The organism is Variovorax sp. GW822-FHT04A09, assembly GCF_058801005.1.
Genome location: NZ_JBXAMV010000001.1, coordinates 925,049 through 943,778, shown reverse-complemented (window position 1 = coordinate 943,778; position 18,730 = coordinate 925,049). Strand labels below are relative to the sequence as shown.

Below are 18,730 nucleotides of genomic sequence, written 5' to 3'. Positions count from 1 at the left end.
CAGCGTACAAGCGCCCTTTTCTTCGCCGCACAGGGAATGCCCGGAAGGAAAGCCGCCGGGGCAGCCTTCCTATCGCGTGCGCGACAGTGCGGGTGGGCTTTGGCCGTGCTTCAGAGGCCCGGCAGCTTGTAGTCCTTGAGCAGTTCGCGAAGCTTGGTCTTGAGGATCTTGCCGGTGGCGCCGATCGGGATGGCCTCCACGAACACCACGTCGTCGGGGATCTGCCACTTGGCGGTCTTGCCCTCGTAGAACTTCAGCAGCTCCTCGCGGGTGACTTCGGCGCCGGGCTTCTTCACGACCGCGATGATCGGGCGCTCGTCCCACTTGGGGTGGAACACGCCGATGCAGGCCGCCATGGCGATGGCCGGGTGCGCGACGGCGATGTTCTCGATGTCGATGGAGCTGATCCACTCGCCGCCGGACTTGATCACGTCCTTGCTGCGGTCGGTGATCTGCAGGTAGCCCTCGGCGTCGATGGTGGCCACGTCGCCGGTGGGGAACCAGCCCCGGCCCGCGGCGTCGGCGACCAGCGGGTTGCCGCCCTCGCCCTTGTAGTACTCCTTGACGACCCAGGGGCCCTTGACCAACAGGTCGCCGTAGGCCTTGCCGTCCCAGGGCAGCTCGTCGCCGTTGCCGTCGACGATCTTCATGTCGACGCCGAAGATGGCGCGGCCCTGCTTCATGCGGATCTGCAGCTGCGCGTCGGCGGGCAGCGACAAGTGCTTGTTCTTCAGCGTGCACAGCGTGCCCAGCGGGCTCATCTCGGTCATGCCCCAGGCATGCAGCACCTCGACGTTGTAGTTCTCCTGGAACGCCGTGATCATGGCCGGCGGGCAGGCCGAGCCACCGATGACGGTGCGGTTCAGCTTGCTGAACTTCAGGCCGTTGGTCTGCATGTGGCCCAGCATCATCTGCCACACGGTGGGCACGCCCGCCGCGAAGGTCACGCCTTCGGACTCGATCAGTTCGTACACCGACTTGCCGTCGAGCGACGGGCCCGGGAACACGAGCTTGCAGCCCACCAGCGCGGCCGAGTACGGAATGCCCCAGGCGTTGACGTGGAACATCGGCACCACCGGCAGCACCGAGTCTTGCGCCGAGATGCGCATGACATCGGGCAGCGCGGCGGCGTAGGCATGCAGCATGGTCGAGCGGTGGCTGTACAGCGCGGCCTTCGGGTTGCCCGTGGTGCCGCTCGTGTAGCACATGCTCGAGGCCGAGTTCTCGTCGAAGGTGGGCCAATCGTAGGTGGTGGACTGCGTGCCGATCCAGGCCTCGTAGCTCACGAGGTTGGGCACGCCGCTGTCGGCCGGCAGCTTGTCGGCATCACACAGTGCAACCCATTTCCGGATCGTGGGACAACGCGCATGCACCGCCTGCACCAGCGGCAGGAAGCTCAGGTCGAAGCACAGGATCTGGTCTTCGGCATGGTTGGCGATCCACGCGATCTGGTCGGGGTGCAGGCGCGGGTTGATGGTGTGCAGCACGCGGCCGCTGCCGCTCACGCCGTAGTACAGCTCCAGGTGGCGGTAGCCGTTCCAGGCCAGGGTGGCGATGCGGTCGCTGAACAGCAGCTGCTCGCCATCCAGCGCATTGGCCACCTGCCTGGCGCGCGATGCGATGTCGCTCCAGGTGCAACGGTGGATATCGCCCTCGACACGGCGCGAGACGATCTCGCCGTCGCCGTTGTGGCGCTCGACGAACTCGATCAGCGACGAGATCAAAAGCGGTTGGTCTTGCATCAAACCCAGCATCTACGGACTCCTATGTGAAATGACTTCAAAAAGCGTTGCGAACGAGAGATTCACGCAAGCTTCGGCCACTTGCACAATGACACAAACCCGCACTGCATGATTGAACGAAGCGGCTCAAGTGGGCGCCTTCGGACCGGTGCCCGCGGGCACCGTCACCACGTTGGTGCGGCACGGCTGGCGCAGCGTCTTGCCGCACTCGGGCCGATCGGCCGCATGCGGGTAGGCGACGTATCCCAGCACGATGCTCGACGCGTTCGCGCCCTGGTGCCACAGCGTGTTGGTCGACGGCCTCGTGTCGTTGCCGAACAGCCAGAAGCCGGTCTGCGACGGCGAGTCCACCGTCACGCGGATGCTGGAGCCGGCACGAAAGACATGGGCGAACTTCTGGATCTCGATGCGCACCAGGTTGGGCTGGCCGGCCTGCAGCGGCGCTTCCTTGGGCTGGGTGAAGTCGCCGAAGGGGCGCAGCTCGGTGGAGCGGCTGGCGTCGAGCGCCCGCTTGGAGGCGCGCAGCCAGCCGCGCTGCACGAACATCTCCTTGCCGTCGGGCCGCACTTCCGACACCGTGACCTGCAGGTCGGTGCTGTCGGCGGTGGCGCTCAGGTACAGGTCGGCCGAGCCTTCCCCGTAGAAGCTCAGGTCCTCGGGCAAGGCGGCGGTGGTGAAGGTGAGCTGGCCGTCCTTCTCGGCATCGGCCACGGCCTGCCAGCCTTCGGCGGCCGGGTTGTTCACCACCGGGCTCTTCACCGGATACCGGTAGTCGGACGAGGCCGCACCGACGGTCGGCTTGGCGTCGGCGAGCACGCCGCCCGGCTGCATCCACAGGCGCATCGGCTTGACCTTGACCGGCAGGCGGTCGAACTCGGCCACGCCCGTCTGCTTCAGCTTGGCGGCGCCGTTGATCGCCTTCTGGTCGGTCTGCTGCATTTCCTGCAGCAGGCGCACGCGCGGCTCCTTCTCGAAACCGTTGTCCTCGCCCTTCACGAAATGGGCGAGAAAGCGCTTCAGCGTACCGTCGATGTAGTCGGAGGTGACGTTGGTGTGGTGGTCGCCGTTGGAGCTGATGAGCCACATCTTTTCGGGCGCCATGGTGTCTTCGTAGTAGCCCGAGCGCGGGCCGATCTGCTCGTCCTGCCACGACTGGGTGCCCAGTGCGGGAATGTCGATCTTGCCGGTCTCGTAGAACGCGCTGCGCTTCACGTAGAGGCCGTCGGCGTACGGGTTCTCGAGCCACTTGGTCAGGTCGAGATCGGGGCGCTTGAGCTTCTCGATGTTGTCGGCCACGGTCTTGGCGCACTCCGTGTCGCCGTCGAGCTTGGCGGCCAGCGCGGCCGCGCGGGTCCAAGTGGCCGGGAAGCCGCCCCACCACTGCGCGGGAAAACCGACGTTCTTGATGCCGCCCGGGTAGCCCACGTCGCGGTACGGATCGGTCACGTTCTTGCTGGGCGTGATCGCCAGCAGGCCCTTGGGCCGGTGCGCGGCCACCCACAGCTGGTTGTAGCCCGAGTACGAGTAGCCGATCATGCCGATCTTGCCGTTCGACCATGGCTGCTTGCCGGCCCATTCGAGGGCGAAGGCACCGGCCGCGCCGGTGCTGGCGTCGAAGACCTGGTCGTCGCCCGTCGAGCAGCCGGTGCCCGGCACATTGAGGCCCATCACCGCATAGCCCTCGGCCAGCCAGCGCTGACCGATGTTCGGGGCCGAGCCCGAGCTGTAGCCGTCGTACTCGACCAGCAGCGGATAGGTGGCGCTGCCTCCGCTGGGCAGCAGCAGCGAATAGCGCATCCTGTTGCCGTCGGGCAGCGTGATGTAGCCCCACTTGCGGACCGGGCCCGCCTCGGGCGTGACCGGCGGCTGCGCGGGTGGCGTTTCGGCGGCGGGCGGAAAGAAGCTGAACCCGCTGCCGCCCGACGAGCCGCCGCCGCAGGCCGCAAGGCCCGCCACGCTGGCAAGCAGCGACGCGGCAAGGTGCCATCGGCGGGGGGGCGTGGAAATTCTCAAGGTGTTGTCTCCGTTATCGTTTTGATGGATGGCATGCGTTGCCCAGGCGCGTCTCGGGGCGGGACGGCGGTCCCCTGTATCAGGGCGCCGCGGTGATCTTCGTGGCGGTGGGCGTGGCGTCGAGCAGCAACTGCGAGGGCCACGTTCCCCAGGTAACACCGAGTTCGGGCGTGTTCGGATCGCCGTTGCGCATGAAGGCCCCGACGCTGGCCATGACGGCCTTCGACAGCGCCACGCGCCCCTTCTCGTTGGCCTTGCCGCCCATCACGTTGCTCAGCAGCGAACCCTCGAAGTTGCCGAACACGAACGGCAGGTCGAAGGCGTGCGATGCGCCGTACACGTCGTTCCACGGCGCGGCCTCCTGCGACCAGTCGAGACGGTAGTGCCAGATGTTCGACTGGCGCGTCTTCATGGTGTTGAGCAGGTTGTCGCGGTTGGCCTCGAACAGCCCCTTCGTGATGAGCGCGGTGGCCGCGTTGTAGCCGGTGCCGGCCTTGTCTACCGGAAGGTAGAACGGGTCGATGATGTGGTCCACCGTGAGCGTGGGCGCAGCATCGGGGTTGAAGTTGAACATCATCGAGAAGCGCGCGTCGTCCTTGACGATCCAGCCCGCCTTCAGGCCCGGGATGCCCAGCGATCCCAGCAGCGACGCAAAGAGCTTGCCTTCGTCGCGCGTGTTGCCCGCGAGCATGGGCACCTTGACGTACTTGTCGGCCGCGATCGCACCGATCGGGTCCGACGGCAGCACCGTGCCGTCGGGAATGGGCGCAACGGAACCCTGCCCGGCAGCAGTGACCTTGGTCAGCAGCGCCCCACCCTCCTGCGCACGCAGGTACTCGGCGATCTGCGCCGGCGAGCGCGTGCCGATATACACCTTGGCCGCCGCTTCATCGGCCACGGTGCCGTCGGCGACAAGCAGCTTTTCGAGGATCGTCTGGCCCTGCGTCAACGAGGCCGAAGCCGGCTGCAGCGTCGGCAGCGTCCCGGGCGGCAGATTGGTATTGAGCGAAATGCCGCCACTCATCTCGAAGGCCTTGTGGAACAGGCCCTTGGCCATCGGCGAAGTCATCACCGACAGCAGGTTGGTCGCGCCGGCCGATTCGCCCGACAGCGTGACATTGCCCGGGTCGCCGCCGAAGTTGGCGACGTTGCCCTGGATGAAGCGCAACGCCGCCATGTTGTCCAGCAGCGCGAAGTTGCCCGAGTCGTCGCCCGCCGTGCCGCCCGGTCGCAGCTGCGGCATGTTCAAGAAGCCCAGGATGCCCAGACGGTAGCTGGCGGTGATGACCACCGCATTGGTGGCCTTGGCCAGCGCCGCGCCGTCGTACAGCGGATCGGCCGTGTAACCCGAAATATTGCTGCCGCCATGGATGAACAACAGCACCGGCAGGTTCTTCTCGGTGGTGGCCGGACGCCAGATGTTGACGAACAGGCAGTCTTCGCTGCCGACCGGCTTGCCCAGGTTGGTGCCGATGGTGGCGTCGTAGGTGTTGCTGGTGCCGGGGCTGAAGATCCGGCCGATCTGCAGGCAGGCGTTGCCGAAGGTCTTGGCCGGGCGGATGCCGGTCCAGGCTTCGGGCTCGACCGGTGCGCGCCAGCGCAGCGCGCCGACCGGCGGCTGCGCGAACGGAACACCCTTCCAGGACCAGGTGCCATTCCTGGCGCTCTCGTCCGTGCCCTCGACCTTGCCGGCCGTGGTCTGGCGCACCATCGGGCCGTCGGCGGCGGGTGCCGGAGCGGGCGCGGGTGCCGGAGCCGGTGCAGGCGGCAACACGGGAAAGGCGGTCGTCCCGGACGAACCGCCACCGCAGGCTGCAAGCGCCGCCGCGGCGGCCAGCGTGGCCACGGTGGCGATGGCGCGCGCCATCGCCGTCTGTCCTGCCGCACCCTGGTTTTGTGCTGTTGTCGTTGTCTTCATGTTTTGTCTCCACACCGGGTTAATCGGAATTCCTGGCTTGGCGCGCGGCACCCATACTCCGGGCCGCCGTGCACTGGAAAAATTCTAGGAACCGGCCCTGTTTTCACCGCTATCGCAAGCGAGCCAATCGAATGACTTCAGAAGCCCCCCTGCCGCGCCATTCGCGCCGGCCGTCGCGCCGCCCCGGCTGTCCGCAGCCCGAGCTGCGCACCAGCTCGGCCGCATGGCTGGAGGGGGTGCTGTCGATGTTCGAGGCCGAGGGGCTGAACGTGCCCACGCTGCTGCGCGATGCCGGCTTCGACCCCGACTCGCTGCACCGCCAGAACGCGCGCATCCCGGTCGACGAGATCTCCGTGCTGTGGCAGGTGGCCGTGGCGCATGCCGGGCGGCCCACGCTGGGCCTGGACCGCGACCTGGCCGCCACGCACAGCAAGCTGGGCACCGTGGGCCACGCCATGGCCTGCAGCCCCACCCTGGGCGCGGCGCTCACGCGGCTCACGCGCTACATGGCCGTGATCTCCGACGCCACCGCGTTCTCGCTGCAGTCCGACGCGCGCGGCTGCTGGATGGTCATGGAGCACACCGGCGGCAGCCTGCCGATCCCGCGCCAGCGCGTCGAGTACGCCCTGCTGACCGTGCTCATGCAGTGCCAGTGGCTCACGCGGCGCGAGCTGCAGCCGCTGGCCATGGAGTTCGTCTACCCGCCGCCGGCCAACGACCGGCTGCACCGCGAGGCCTTCGGCTGCGAGATCCGCTTCAACGCGCCCGCCAACCGCGTGCTGCTGTCGTCGGCCGACATGACCATGCCGCTGCCCACCCACCACCCGGCGCTGGGCGAGATGCAGGAGCACCTGCTCGACGACCAGCTCAACCTGCTGGGACAGACCACCACCGCCAGCCTGGTGTGCGCCGAGATCGCGCGCCGGCTGCAGCACGGCGAGCCGCGCCGCCAGGACGTGGCCTCGGGCCTGGGGCTGGCCGACCGCACGCTGCAGCGCCGCCTGCAGGAGGAGTCGGTGTCGTTCCAGGCACTGCTCGACCGCACCCGCCGCGAACTCGCCAAGCAGTACCTGGCCGAGCAGCGCCACACGCTCGCGGACGTGGCCGACCGGCTGGGCTTCGTGGACGTCAGCAACTTCTTTCGCGCCTGCAAGCGCTGGTTCGGCCTGCCGCCGGCCCAGTACCGCGCCAGCCTCGCGCTCGACGGCGCCGGGGCGCTGCGCGGCGCGCTGCTGAACTGAGCGGCGCCCCGCCCCACGCGCCCGATGGCCTCCGCGGCCAGGGGTTTCGCGCGCTGCCGGACAATCCGGGCATGAGCTTGTTAGCCGAAGACACCCCGGTCGCCGACCTGGGCCTGCGCTGGAAGCCCGGCTTCTCGACGCTGGGCCCCGCTTTTTTCACCGAACTGCGCCCCACGCCGCTGCCCGATCCGTACTGGGTCGGCCACAGCGACGCCGTGGCGCGCGAGCTGGGCCTGCCGCCCGGCTGGCGCGAGTCGGACACGACGCTTGCCGCCCTCACCGGCAGCCTGCCGGTCGCGGGCACTCGGCCATTCGCCACGGTCTACAGCGGCCACCAGTTCGGCGTCTGGGCCGGGCAACTGGGCGACGGGCGCGCGATCCTGCTCGGCGAGACCGAGGGCGGGCTCGAGGTGCAGCTCAAGGGCGCGGGGCGCACGCCCTACTCGCGCGGCGGCGACGGCCGCGCCGTGCTGCGCTCGAGCATCCGCGAGTTCCTGTGCAGCGAGGCCATGCACGGCCTGGGCATTCCGACCACGCGCGCACTGTGCGTGACGGGCTCCGACGCCCGCGTGCGCCGCGAAGAGCTGGAAAGCGCCGCCGTCGTGACCCGCGTGGCGCCGAGCTTCATCCGCTTCGGCCACTTCGAGCACTTCGCCGCCAACCAGCGCGAAGACGAGCTGCGCGCGCTGGCCGACTACGTCATCGACCGCTACTACCCCGAGTGCCGCACCACCGCGCGCTTCAACGGCAATGCCTACGCCGCCTTCCTCGAGGCCGTGAGCGAGCGCACCGCCGCCCTGCTCGCCCAGTGGCAGGCCGTGGGCTTCTGCCACGGGGTGATGAACACCGACAACATGAGCATCCTCGGGCTCACCATCGACTACGGGCCGTTCCAGTTCCTCGACGGCTTCGACCCGCGCCACATCTGCAACCACAGCGACACCCAGGGCCGCTATGCCTTCAACCAGCAGCCCAACGTCGCCTACTGGAACCTGTTCTGTCTGGCGCAGGCGCTGCTGCCGCTGATCGGCGACCAGGAAATCGCCGTGGCCGCGCTGGAGTCGTACAAGACCGTGTTCCCCAACGCCTTCGAAGACCGCACGCGCGCCAAGCTGGGCCTCACGGCACCCGCCGAGGGCGACCGCGCGCTGATCGAGGGCGTGCTCAAGCTGATGGCGGCCGAGAAGGTCGACCACACCATCTTCTGGCGCCGCCTGTCGAACCACATGGCCGACGGTAACGTGGAGCCGGTGCGCGACCTGTTCCTCGACCGGGCCGGCTTCGATGCGTGGGCGCTCTCTTTTTCGGAGCGCCACTCGCAGACCTCGCGGTCGGATGCGGCCGATTTGATGCTCAAATCGAACCCCAAGTTCGTGCTGCGGAACCACCTGGGCCAGCAGGCCATCGAAGCCAGTCAGCAAAAGGACCACGCGGGTGTGGCAACCTTGCTGACGCTGCTCCAAACCCCATGTGAAGAACACCCCGGTGCCGACGACTACGCCGGCTTCCCGCCCGACTGGGCCTCCACGATCGAAATCAGCTGCTCCTCATGACCACGCCCGTACAGAAAACCGACGCCGAATGGAAAGCCCTGCTCGCTGAGAAGGGTGCCGAACCCGCCGCCTTCGAGGTGACGCGCCACGCCGCCACCGAACGCCCCTTCACCGGCAAGTACGAAGCCCACTGGGACGACGGCACCTACCACTGCATCTGCTGCGGCGCCAAGCTGTTCGAAGCGGCCACCAAGTTCGACGCCGGCTGCGGCTGGCCCAGCTTCTCCGAAGAAGCGGTGCCGGGCGCCATCCGCAACATCGTCGACCGCTCGCACGGCATGGTGCGCACCGAGAACGTGTGCGCCAATTGCGGCGCCCACCTGGGCCACGTGTTCCCCGACGGCCCCACCGAAACCGGCCTGCGCTATTGCATGAACTCGGCGTCGCTCGACTTCCAGAAGAAGAAATGAAACTGCTCCTCGACTTCTTTCCGATCCTGCTGTTCTTCGGCGCCTACAAGTTCGCCGACATCTACACCGCCACCGGCGTGCTGATGGCCGCCACCGTGGTGCAGATGGCCGTCATCTACGCCATGGAACGCAAGCTGCAGGCGATGCAGAAGGCCACGCTGGTGCTGATCCTCTTGTTCGGCACGCTCACGCTGGTGCTGCACGACGACCGCTTCATCAAATGGAAGCCGACGGTGCTGTACGGCGCCATGGCCGTCGCGCTGGCGGTGGCGCTGTGGGCGCTGAAGAAGAACTTCCTGAAGATGCTGCTGGGCGCACAGCTCGAGCTGCCCGAGCGCATCTGGGGCCGGCTCAACGTGGCGTGGATCGGTTATTGCCTGTTCATGGCGCTCATCAACGGCTACGTGGCGGCGTACTTCACGACCGAGGCCTGGGTCAACTTCAAGCTCTGGGGCTATGTGTTCCCGATCGTCTTCCTGGTGGCGCAGGGCCTGTACATCGCGCCGCACCTCAAGGAAGACAAGCCGACCGCATGACCGACGCCACCACCTTCCCCCTGCCCACCGTGGCCGCGCTCGAGGCGGCGCTGCGCGCCTCGCTTTCGCCCACGCAGCTCGAAGTGATCGACGAAAGCGCCGCCCACGCGGGCCATGCAGGTGCCAACGCCGAGGGCTACGGCACGCATTTCCGGGTGCGCATCGCGTCCCCGCTGTTCGACGGAAAGCCCCGCGTGGCGCGGCATCGGCTTGTGTATGATGCCCTCCAAGTTTTTATCGCACAGGGTCTGCACGCCATCGCCATCGAGGTGCTCTGAGTCGTCCAATCGGTTGCTTGCCGCGTTCGCCGCGGCCGCCCACCCTCTCCTTCTTTTCTCCTGATTCCTGCTTTCTTTCCCGCGCCTTTTCCTACACGCGCATTTCCTCTCCAGCCTGATATTCATTTCATGAAAAAACACATCTTGCAGGCCGTTGCGGCCGCAGCGCTGATCGGTGCACTCCCCCTGTCGGCCCTGGCGCAGAACGCAGCCATCGTCAACGGCAAGCCGGTGCCCAAGGCCCGCATGGACGTCCTGGCCCAGCAGCTGGCTGCCGCCGGCCGCCCGGTGACGCCCGAGATGCAAAGCCAGCTGCGCGAGGAGATCGTGGCGCGCGAAGTGTTCATGCAGGAAGCGCAAAAGCAAGGCCTGGACGCCACCGAGGACTACAAGAACCAGCTCGAACTCGCCCGCCAGGCCATCCTGATCCGCGCGCTGTTCGAGAACTACCGCAAGACCAACGCGGTGTCCGACGCCGACGTGAAGGCCGAGTACGACAAGTTCGTGGCAGCCAACGGCGGCAAGGAATTCAAGGCCCGCCACATCCTGGTCGAGACCGAAGACCAGGCCAAGAAGATCATGGCCGACCTGAAGAAGGGCGCCAAGTTCGAAGACATCGCCAAGAAGCAGAGCAAGGACCCGGGATCGGGCGCCAACGGCGGCGACCTCGACTGGGCCAACCCCGCCAGCTTCGTGCCCGAGTTCTCGGAAGCGATGATCAAGCTCAAGAAGGGCGAGACCACCCCTGCCCCGGTCAAGACCCAGTTCGGCTACCACATCATCCGCGTCGACGACATCCGCCAGGCCCAACTGCCGAAGCTGGAAGAAGTGAAGCCGCAGATCACGCAGCAGCTGCAGCAGCAGCGCCTGCAGAAGTACCAGGAAGACCTGCGCGCGAAGGCCAAGGTCGAGTAAGCCTGCGGCCCAGCGCCCAAGAAAAAGCCCCGCAATCGCGGGGCTTTTTTCATTGCGGCGTGATGTTGAAGTCTTTCACGAAGCGGGCGTAGTCGTTCGACTCCTTGCGCACGAAACTCGTGAAGTCCGCCGTCGAGCCGCCGATGACTTCCAGGCTGAGGTCGGTGAACTGCTTCTGCGTGTCGGCGTTCTTGAGCAGCGCCTGCACCTGCTCGTTGAGCTTGGCGATGACCGGTGCCGGCGTTCCGGCCGGCGCCACCAGGCCGACCCAACCCATGAAGCGATAGCCCGGCACGCCGGACTCGGCCACCGTCGGCACATCGGGCAAGGTCGACACGCGCTTGTCACCTGTGACCGCCAGCGCCTTCAGCTTGCCGCTCTTGGCGTAGGGCACGGCGGTCGGCGAGGTCTCGAACATCATGTCGATCTGGCCGCCGACGAGGTCGGACAGCGCGGGCGCCCCGCCCTTGTAGGCCACGTTGAGCAGATCGGTGCCGGTCATCTGCATGAAGCGGCGCGCGGCCACGTCCTGCGGGCCGCCCACGCCCGAGGTGCCGACACTGAGCTTGCCGGGGTTGGCCTTGGCATAGGCCACCAGCTCGCCGACGTTCTTGAACGTCCACTTGGGATTCATGATGAGCACGTTGGGCTGGTCGGCCACGCGGATCACGGGTGCCAGATCCTTGATCGGGTCATAGGGCAGCTTGGCGAACATGTGCCCGTTGGAGGCCAGGCCGGTGTGCACCATCAGCAAGGTGTAGCCGTCCTTGGGCGCCTTGGCGACGTAGTCCATGCCGATGTTGCCGCTGGCGCCGGGGCGGTTGTCCACCAGCACGGGCTGGCCCAGCGCCGTCGAGAGCTTCTGGCCGACCAGGCGCGCCGTCATGTCGATGCTGCCGCCCGGCGGGAACGGCACGACCATGCGGATCGGCTTGGACGGATAGGCGTCCTGCGCGTGGGCGACAGGCACGATGCACGCCAGGCCAGCGGCAAGGCAGGCGAGCGAGGCGAGCGGGAAACGGAAGCGCTGGGTCATGAGGTTCTCCGGAGTTTCTTGAGGGTGGGCAGACGGGTCAATCGGCTGTGGCGCGCAGGGTGCGTTCGATGTCGGCGGCCCACGCGAGCAGCGCGGCGTCGCGCATCGCCAGGCCAGCAAGGCTCAGGCCCACGGGCGCTTCGCCGCCCGCATGGCAGGGCAATGAGATGGCGCAGCCGTCCATGAAGTTGACGATGGAGGGGTTGCGCAGCATCGCGGCGTTGACGGCGACGTACTGCGTCTCGTCGGCTTCGAGGGCGTCGATGCGCGGCGCCACCAGCGGCACGGTCGGCATGAGCCAGCCGTCGAATTCGCCCAGGCGCGCGGCCGCGCGGCGCTGCCAGTCGGCCCGCTGCGCCTGCAGCGTGAGGTAGGCCCGCGCCGTGAAATCCTTGCCGCGCAGGATGCGGCTGATCACGCGCGGGTCGTAGTTGCTGCCGCTGCGTTCGATCAGTTCGGCATGCCACGCCCACGACTCGGCGGCGCTGAAGCCGCCTGCGGCGTTGATGGCCGCGAGTTCGTCGAACTCGGGCACCGCCAATTCGACCAGTTCCGCGCCGGCGGCCGAGAGGCGTTGCAGCGCACGTTGGAACGTGGCGGCGACGTGCGCGTCCATGCCGTCCTGCACCAGCGTGGTCGGCACCGCGAAGCGCGCCTGGCGCAGGCGCAGCGCACGGGGCGCCTCGGACACGCCGGAGAGCACCGCATCCATAGCCACGCAGCCGGCCACGTCGAGCGCCATCACGCCGACCGCGTCGAGGCTGTGCGAGAGCGGCACGAGCCCGGTGCCGGGCATGCGGCGCGCTGTCGGCTTGAAGCCGGTGATGCCGCACAGCGCGGCCGGAATGCGCGCCGAGCCGCCCGTGTCGCTGCCGACGCTCGCGACGCACATGCCGTCGGCCACCGCCACGGCCGCGCCCGAGGATGAACCGCCGGGAATGCGCCGCTCGCCGCGCTGCCACGGATTGGCCGGCGTCCCGTAGTGCGGGTTGAGGCCGAGGCCGGAGTACGCGAACTCGGTCATGTTGGTCTTGCCGACCAGCACCGCACCCGCCGACAGCAGGCGCTGCACGGCCTCGGCGTCGTGCGCGGCGGGTGGCGCATCGCGCAGCACGACGGAGCCGGCGGTCGTCGTTTCGCCGGCCACGTCGAACAGGTCCTTGACCGAGACCGGCAGGCCATCGAGCGGCGAACGCACGACGCCGGCTTCGCGCAGGCTGTCGGAGGCGCGCGCCAGGTGCTGGGCGCGGTCTGCCAGCACGCGCGTGAAGGTGCGTGCGCCTTCGCCGGAAGGATCGGCGATGCGTTGCAGCGCCGATGCGGTCAGCGCGGCGGAGGTGGTGCGGCCCGCAGCCAGGTCGGCGCGGGCGGCTTCGAGGGAGATCGCGGCGGGCATGTGCGGTCCTCGTGCGTCAGGCGACGATCGGCAGCGAGACCGCGCGGTACTCGTGCGCGATGCGGCGGCCCGTGTGTTCGTCCACCAGCTCCATGCGAAAACGCGCCGCCGGGCGGATGCCGCCGATGGCGCCGACCGTGCCGCAGGTCATCGCAAAGCCCTCGGCCGGCTCACCGTCGGCCGCGGCGCAGCGCGCCAGCAGATCGGCCGGCGGGCGCAGCGCGGCCAGCGTGCCTTCCTGGTACAGGCGCCATTCACCGCCCTCCTCGATCCACGAACGCAGCACCAGCGTGTCCCAGCGGTCCTGCACGTCGGCCAGCCGCCAGGCGCTGCGCGCCACGGGCTTGACGCAGATCTGCTTGGACAGCGCCACGCTGTGCGCTTCCAGCGCGCGGTCGGTGTGGTCCGAGCCGATCGAGACGAAGAACTCGCCCCCGTGCAGGAACAGCAGCGGCTCGACCTCGCCCGAGGTGTCGGCCCCCACCACCTGCACGACCTCGGCCTGGCTCAGCTGCTGGGTGGCCACCCGGTAGAACAGCGGCACGGTGCTGGGCGCGGGCACGCCGAGCTCGGCGAGTTCCTCGATGTGGTGCTCGATGGCGGCGGTGTCGCGCCCGGTCCAGCCGGCGATCACGAGGTCCCGGGCCTCGAAGTCCAGCGTGGACGGGGCACTTCCCTCGGGAAGTTCAAAAGACAGTTTCATGGGTGGCAGCTCTATTGAAGTTTCAGTGAAATTTCACAACGATATTACAGTGAGTCCACAAAAACTTCAAAGGGATTTCCCGCAGGTACCATCGGGGAACTCCACCATGACCCTCCCGCCCCGATGAACGCAGCCACGCCCGCCCGCAAAGCCCCCGTCCGGCGGCCCGAAGCAGCCATCTCCCTCAACGAAACCGCCTACCTGCGCCTGAAGGAAGCCCTGGTGACCCTGGCCTACAAGCCCGGGGAGTACCTCAACACCGCCCAGGTCATGGAGCGGCTGGGCGTGGGCCGCACGCCGGTAAACCAGGCGCTGCACCGCCTGTCGGCCGAGGGCCTGGTCCGCATCATTCCGCGCAAGGGCGCGATGGCTTCGCCGCTGTCGATCAACGACGCGCTGGAGCTCATCGAGGTCCGACTGGTGAACGAGGTGCTGTGCATGCGCCTGGCCGCGGCGGCCATCACCGAGGCCGAGCTGGCCGAGCTGCAGGCCATCGCCGAGCAGTTCGAAGCCGCGGCGCAGCGGCGCGATGCGATGTCGGTCATGAACCTCGACCGCCTCTTTCACGAAAAGATCGCTGCGGCGGCGCGCAACGCGATGCTGCAGGACATCCTGAGCGTGCTGCATGCACGCTCGCAGCGCTTCTGGGCGATCTCACTGGCCGCCGAGGGACATCTGGCCGAGGTGATCGAAGAGCACCGCACCATCGTCGCCACGCTGCAGCGGCACGATGCCGACGCGGCGGCCGAAGCGGCGAAGACGCATGTGCTGTCGTTCAAGGCGTCGATGCTGAACAGCCAGCGTTGATTGCTGGCGCCTCAGGCGCGCCCCCATGAAAAATGCCCTCCAGACCCAAGCCTGGAGGGCATTTTTCGTTGGCCGTCGTCAGGTCGCCTGCGCGGCCCGACGTCGCCCGATCAACCCACCCACTTGCGCGCGTTGCGCCAGATCTGCATCCACGGGCTCAGGTCGCTCTTGTCGCCCGAGGTCCAGCTCATCTGGATGTTGCGGAACACGCGCTCCGGGTGCGGCATCACGGCGGTGAAGCGACCGTCCGGCGTGGTGACCGAGGTCAGGCCGCCTGCGCTGCCGTTCGGGTTGAACGGGTACTGCTCGGTCGGCTGGCCGTGGTTGTCCACGAAGCGCATCGCGCCGATGGCCTTGGCGGCGTCGCCGCGGTGCTTGAAGTTGGCATAGCCCTCGCCGTGCGCCACCGCGATCGGCAGGCGGCTGCCGGCCATGCCCGCGAAGAAGATGCTGGGCGACTCGAGCACCTCGACCATCGACAGGCGCGCCTCGAAACGCTCGCTCTGGTTGGTGGTGAAGCGCGGCCAGGCTTCGGCGCCGGGGATGATGTCGGCCAGCTCGGCGAACATCTGGCAGCCGTTGCACACGCCCAGGCCGAAGGTGTCGGCGCGGCCGAAGAAGGTCTTGAACTGCTCGGCCAGCTCCGGGTTGAAGGTGATGCTGCGCGCCCAGCCGATGCCGGCACCCAGCGTGTCGCCGTAGCTGAAGCCGCCGCAGGCGACCACGCCCTTGAACGCGGCCAGGTCCGCCCTGCCCGTCTGCAGGTCGGTCATGTGGACGTCGAAGGCCTCGAAGCCGGCTTCGGTGAAGGCATAGGCCATCTCGACGTGCGAGTTGACGCCCTGCTCGCGCAGGATCGCGACCTTGGGGCGCGACTGCAGGATGGCCGGTGCCACCAGCGTGTTCGGCAGGAACACGTGCATGCCCGGGTCGTTCGGCACGCCGGCCGCGGCGTGCTCGGCATCGGCGCAGGCCGGGTTGTCGCGCTCGCGGGCGATCTTCCAGCTGACCGAATCCCACACCTGGTGCAGGTCGTGCAGCGAGGCGCTGAACACCGACTTGGCATCGCGCCAGACTTCGAGCTTGCCCTTGCCGGCGTCCATGGCCGAGCTGGCCGGGCGCGTCTTGCCGACGAAGTGGCTGTGCGTGCTCAGGCCGTGGGCGCGCAGCACCTGCATGACGTCGTTGCGCTCGGCGGTGCGCACCTGCAGCACCATGCCCAGCTCTTCGTTGAACAGCGCCTTGAGCGTGAGTTCTTCGCGGCGCGCGCTGACCTGCTGCGCCCAGTTCTTGGCGTCGCCGGTTTCCATGCGGCTGTCGGAAATGCCGTCGCCTTCGGTGACGAGCATGTCGACATTGAGCGCCACGCCGACGTGGCCGGCAAAGGCCATTTCGCAGGCAGTGGCGAACAGGCCGCCGTCGCTGCGGTCGTGCATCGCGAGGATCTTGCCGTCGGCGCGCAGCGCGTTCACGGCGTTGACCAGCGCCACCAGCTGCGCCGGGTCGTCGAGGTCGGGCACGGTGTCGCCGCTCTGGCCGAGCGTCTGCGACAGGATGCTGCCGGCCATGCGGTGCTGGCCACGGCCAAGGTCGATCAGCACGAGCGTGGTGTCGTCTTCGGTGGCGTCGAGCTGCGGCGTGAGCGTGCCGCGCACGTCGGCCAGCGAGGCGAAGGCGGTGACGATCAGGCTGACCGGCGACGTGACCTTCTTGGCTTCGCCGTTGTCCTTCCACTGCGTGCGCATCGACAGGGAATCCTTGCCGACCGGAATCGACACACCCAGCGCCGGGCACAGTTCCAGGCCCACGGCCTTGACGGTCCCGTACAGCGCGGCGTCTTCGCCGGGCTCGCCGCAGGCCGCCATCCAGTTGGCGGACAGCTTGACGCGCGACAGCTCGATCGGTGCGGCCAGCAGGTTGGTGATCGCCTCGGCCACGGCCATGCGGCCCGAGGCCGGCGCGTCGAGCGCGGCCAGCGGCGTGCGCTCGCCCATGCTCATGGCTTCGCCCGCGAAGCCCTTGTAATCAGCCAGCGTCACGGCGCAATCGGCCACGGGCACCTGCCACGGGCCGACCATCTGGTCGCGATGCGTCAGGCCGCCCACGCTGCGGTCGCCGATGGTGATGAGGAAGCGCTTCGAAGCCACGGTCGGGTGCGCGAGCACGTCGATGGCGGCCTTCTGCAGGTCGACACCCGTGAGGTCGAGCGGCTTGAAGCTGCGGGCGACGGTCTTCACGTCGCGGTGCATCTTGGGCGGCTTGCCCAGCAGCACGTCCATGGGCATGTCGACCGGCTGCACCGCAGCGCCTTCGTCGGCCACCAGCAGCTGGCGCTCTTCGGTCGCCACGCCGACCACCGAGAACGGGCAGCGCTCGCGCTCGCAGAAGGCCTTGAACTGTTCGAGCGATTCCGGCGCGATGGCCAGCACGTAGCGCTCCTGGCTCTCGTTGCACCAGATTTCCTTGGGCGCCATGCCCGACTCTTCGAGCGGCACCGCACGCAGGTCGAAGCGTGCGCCGCGGCCAGCATCGTTGGTCAGCTCGGGGAAGGCATTGCTCAGGCCGCCCGCGCCCACATCGTGGATCGCCAGGATCGGGTTGGCCGCGCCCTGCTGCCAGCAGTGGTTGATGACCTCTTGCGCACGGCGTTCGATTTCGGGGTTGCCGCGCTGCACCGAGTCGAAGTCGAGCTCGGCCGCGTTGGCGCCGGTCGCCATCGAGCTGGCGGCGCTGCCGCCCATGCCGATGCGCATGCCGGGGCCGCCGAGCTGGATCAGCAGCGAGCCGGCCGGGAACAGGATCTTCTTGGTCTGCGTGGCGTCGATGCTGCCCAAGCCGCCCGCGATCATGATGGGCTTGTGGTAGCCGCGCTGCACGGTGTCGAGGTCGCTCGTCACCGCCTGCTCGTATTCGCGGAAGTAACCCAGCAGGTTGGGACGGCCGAATTCGTTGTTGAACGCGGCGCCGCCCAGCGGGCCCTCGGTCATGATCTGCAGCGGACTGGCGATGTGCTCGGGCTTGCCGTAGTGGCCCTCTTCCGGCCAGAGCTTGGAGACCGTGAAGCCGGTCAGGCCCGCCTTGGGCTTGGAGCCGCGGCCGGTGGCGCCTTCGTCGCGGATCTCGCCGCCCGCGCCGGTCGAGGCGCCCGGGAACGGGGAAATGGCCGTCGGGTGGTTGTGCGTCTCGACCTTCATCAGCACATGGCTCAGGGCGCTATCTTTTTGATAGCTCTGCGAGCCGTTCGCCGGAATGAAGCGCTCGATGGTCGCGCCTTCCATCACCGAGGCGTTGTCCGCATAGGCGATCACCGTGTGTTGCGGGTTCTGCTTCTCGGTGTGGCGGATCATCGAGAACAGGCTCTGCGGCTGGGCCACGCCGTCGATGGTGAAGTTGGCGTTGAAGATCTTGTGGCGGCAGTGCTCGCTGTTGGCCTGCGCGAACATCATCAGTTCGACGTCGCTGGGGTTGCGGCCCAGGCGGGTGAAGGCTTCGACGAGGTAGTCGATTTCGTCTTCCGCCAGCGCCAGGCCGAAGCCGGTATTGGCCGCCACCAGGGCGTCGCGCCCGCCCGTTTGCACGTCGACCTGCGCCATCGGCTGGGCCGGCAGTTCGCTGAACAGGCTGGCCGCCTGCTCGACCGCGGCGAGCACCGATTCGGTCATGCGGTCATGCAGCGGGCCGGCCACGGCGGCCAGGGCGTCGCCCTCGAGCACGGGGGCCTTGCCGATCAGCGGCGCCTTCAGCTTCAGGTGGTACTGGGTGACGCGCTCCACGCGGCGCAGTGCCAGGCCGCAGTTGTGGGCGATGTCGGTTGCCTTGGAGGCCCAGGGCGACACGGTGCCCAGGCGGGGCGTGACGACCACCGAGGCACTCGCCTTGGCTGCCGGGGCCTCGAAGGGCTCGCCGTAGGTCAGCAGCGCGGCAAAGCGCTCGCGGTCGGCGTCGCCCAGCGACGCATCGGTGACCACCAGATGCACGAAACGGGCCGAAATGCCTTCGATGCGCGGCTCGATGGCCTGCAGCTTCGGCAGCAGTTGCCGCGCACGGAAGTCGCTGAGTGCGCTGCCGCCCTCGAACATGGTTACGACAGGAAGGGCTTGAGGTGCGGGCTGCGTCACGGTCGATGGAGGGCCTCGGGGGCCGCGTTGGGAATCAAGGAATCTGGGCGGAGGCCGCTGACTG

Annotated in this window: 14 protein-coding genes; 7 read left to right on the top strand and 7 right to left on the bottom strand. The window is 68.1% G+C overall.

Annotation, left to right across the window (positions count from 1 at the left end):
* Positions 1-110 precede the first annotated feature (110 nt).
* The 3 genes from AC1RLW_RS04230 to AC1RLW_RS04220 form a co-directional block, all read right to left on the bottom strand.
* A complete protein-coding gene (locus AC1RLW_RS04230; protein WP_070060678.1) occupies positions 111-1,754 on the bottom strand; it encodes a 3-(methylthio)propionyl-CoA ligase in 1,644 nt (547 codons plus the stop codon).
* Positions 1,755-1,868: 114 nt separating this feature from the next.
* A complete protein-coding gene (locus AC1RLW_RS04225) occupies positions 1,869-3,755 on the bottom strand; it encodes a CocE/NonD family hydrolase (protein WP_493192289.1) in 1,887 nt (628 codons plus the stop codon).
* A gap of 79 nt (positions 3,756-3,834) precedes the next feature.
* Positions 3,835-5,673: a carboxylesterase/lipase family protein gene (locus AC1RLW_RS04220; protein ID WP_493192288.1), complete on the bottom strand. Its 1,839-nt coding sequence runs from the start codon at positions 5,671-5,673 to the stop codon at positions 3,835-3,837.
* Positions 5,674-5,822: 149 nt separating this feature from the next.
* Here AC1RLW_RS04220 and AC1RLW_RS04215 point away from each other — a divergent pair, with 149 nt between their 5' ends.
* The 6 genes from AC1RLW_RS04215 (at position 5,823) to AC1RLW_RS04190 (ending at position 10,606) form a co-directional block, all read left to right on the top strand.
* Positions 5,823-6,914: an AraC family transcriptional regulator gene (locus tag AC1RLW_RS04215; RefSeq protein ID WP_139701692.1), complete on the top strand. Its 1,092-nt coding sequence runs from the start codon at positions 5,823-5,825 to the stop codon at positions 6,912-6,914.
* Between the two features lie 71 nt (positions 6,915-6,985).
* On the top strand, positions 6,986-8,467 hold the full coding sequence (locus tag AC1RLW_RS04210) for a protein adenylyltransferase SelO (protein ID WP_493192287.1): 1,482 nt from the start codon (positions 6,986-6,988) through the stop codon (positions 8,465-8,467).
* Positions 8,464-8,877: a peptide-methionine (R)-S-oxide reductase MsrB gene (gene msrB, locus AC1RLW_RS04205; RefSeq protein WP_070060682.1), complete on the top strand. Its 414-nt coding sequence runs from the start codon at positions 8,464-8,466 to the stop codon at positions 8,875-8,877. The genes AC1RLW_RS04210 and msrB overlap by 4 nt, the downstream gene beginning before the upstream one ends.
* A complete protein-coding gene (locus tag AC1RLW_RS04200; RefSeq protein ID WP_062471286.1) occupies positions 8,874-9,413 on the top strand; it encodes a septation protein A in 540 nt (179 codons plus the stop codon). The genes msrB and AC1RLW_RS04200 overlap by 4 nt, the downstream gene beginning before the upstream one ends.
* Positions 9,410-9,691 (top strand): BolA family protein, encoded by a 282-nt coding sequence (locus AC1RLW_RS04195; protein WP_159276950.1) that lies wholly within the window; start codon positions 9,410-9,412, stop codon positions 9,689-9,691. Before AC1RLW_RS04200 ends, AC1RLW_RS04195 begins: the two co-directional genes overlap by 4 nt.
* 129 nt (positions 9,692-9,820) lie before the next feature.
* A complete protein-coding gene (locus AC1RLW_RS04190) occupies positions 9,821-10,606 on the top strand; it encodes a peptidylprolyl isomerase (protein ID WP_062471282.1) in 786 nt (261 codons plus the stop codon).
* A 49-nt stretch (positions 10,607-10,655) separates the two neighbouring features.
* On the opposite strand, the gene AC1RLW_RS04185 is transcribed toward AC1RLW_RS04190, so the two are convergent.
* From AC1RLW_RS04185 to AC1RLW_RS04175, 3 genes are read right to left on the bottom strand one after another with little or no spacing between them, the layout of a single operon-like run.
* A complete protein-coding gene (locus AC1RLW_RS04185) occupies positions 10,656-11,642 on the bottom strand; it encodes a Bug family tripartite tricarboxylate transporter substrate binding protein (RefSeq protein ID WP_307590183.1) in 987 nt (328 codons plus the stop codon).
* Between the two features lie 37 nt (positions 11,643-11,679).
* Positions 11,680-13,038, bottom strand: coding sequence for an amidase (locus AC1RLW_RS04180; protein WP_493192286.1), 1,359 nt, complete (start codon positions 13,036-13,038; stop codon positions 11,680-11,682).
* A 16-nt stretch (positions 13,039-13,054) separates the two neighbouring features.
* Positions 13,055-13,741 (bottom strand): DUF2848 domain-containing protein, encoded by a 687-nt coding sequence (locus tag AC1RLW_RS04175; RefSeq protein WP_493192285.1) that lies wholly within the window; start codon positions 13,739-13,741, stop codon positions 13,055-13,057.
* Between the two features lie 123 nt (positions 13,742-13,864).
* Between AC1RLW_RS04175 and AC1RLW_RS04170 the strand changes: the two genes are divergently transcribed.
* On the top strand, positions 13,865-14,548 hold the full coding sequence (locus tag AC1RLW_RS04170; RefSeq protein ID WP_095745340.1) for a GntR family transcriptional regulator: 684 nt from the start codon (positions 13,865-13,867) through the stop codon (positions 14,546-14,548).
* Positions 14,549-14,658: 110 nt separating this feature from the next.
* On the opposite strand, the gene purL is transcribed toward AC1RLW_RS04170, so the two are convergent.
* Positions 14,659-18,627: a phosphoribosylformylglycinamidine synthase gene (purL, locus tag AC1RLW_RS04165; protein ID WP_493192284.1), complete on the bottom strand. Its 3,969-nt coding sequence runs from the start codon at positions 18,625-18,627 to the stop codon at positions 14,659-14,661.
* Positions 18,628-18,730: the final 103 nt, after the last annotated feature.

Bases quoted from the DNA above. Each gene is read 5' to 3' on its own strand.
- AC1RLW_RS04230 (WP_070060678.1), bottom strand. From the start codon at position 1,754: ATGCTGGGTTTGATGCAAGACCAACCGCTTTTGATCTCGTCGCTGATC.
- AC1RLW_RS04220 (WP_493192288.1), bottom strand. From the start codon at position 5,673: ATGAAGACAACGACAACAGCACAAAACCAGGGTGCGGCAGGACAGACG.
- AC1RLW_RS04210 (WP_493192287.1), top strand. From the start codon at position 6,986: ATGAGCTTGTTAGCCGAAGACACCCCGGTCGCCGACCTGGGCCTGCGC.
- msrB (WP_070060682.1), top strand. From the start codon at position 8,464: ATGACCACGCCCGTACAGAAAACCGACGCCGAATGGAAAGCCCTGCTC.
- AC1RLW_RS04200 (WP_062471286.1), top strand. From the start codon at position 8,874: ATGAAACTGCTCCTCGACTTCTTTCCGATCCTGCTGTTCTTCGGCGCC.
- AC1RLW_RS04195 (WP_159276950.1), top strand. From the start codon at position 9,410: ATGACCGACGCCACCACCTTCCCCCTGCCCACCGTGGCCGCGCTCGAG.
- AC1RLW_RS04190 (WP_062471282.1), top strand. From the start codon at position 9,821: ATGAAAAAACACATCTTGCAGGCCGTTGCGGCCGCAGCGCTGATCGGT.
- AC1RLW_RS04185 (WP_307590183.1), bottom strand. From the start codon at position 11,642: ATGACCCAGCGCTTCCGTTTCCCGCTCGCCTCGCTCGCCTGCCTTGCC.
- AC1RLW_RS04180 (WP_493192286.1), bottom strand. From the start codon at position 13,038: ATGCCCGCCGCGATCTCCCTCGAAGCCGCCCGCGCCGACCTGGCTGCG.
- AC1RLW_RS04175 (WP_493192285.1), bottom strand. From the start codon at position 13,741: ATGAAACTGTCTTTTGAACTTCCCGAGGGAAGTGCCCCGTCCACGCTG.
- AC1RLW_RS04170 (WP_095745340.1), top strand. From the start codon at position 13,865: ATGAACGCAGCCACGCCCGCCCGCAAAGCCCCCGTCCGGCGGCCCGAA.
- purL (WP_493192284.1), bottom strand. From the start codon at position 18,627: ATGTTCGAGGGCGGCAGCGCACTCAGCGACTTCCGTGCGCGGCAACTG.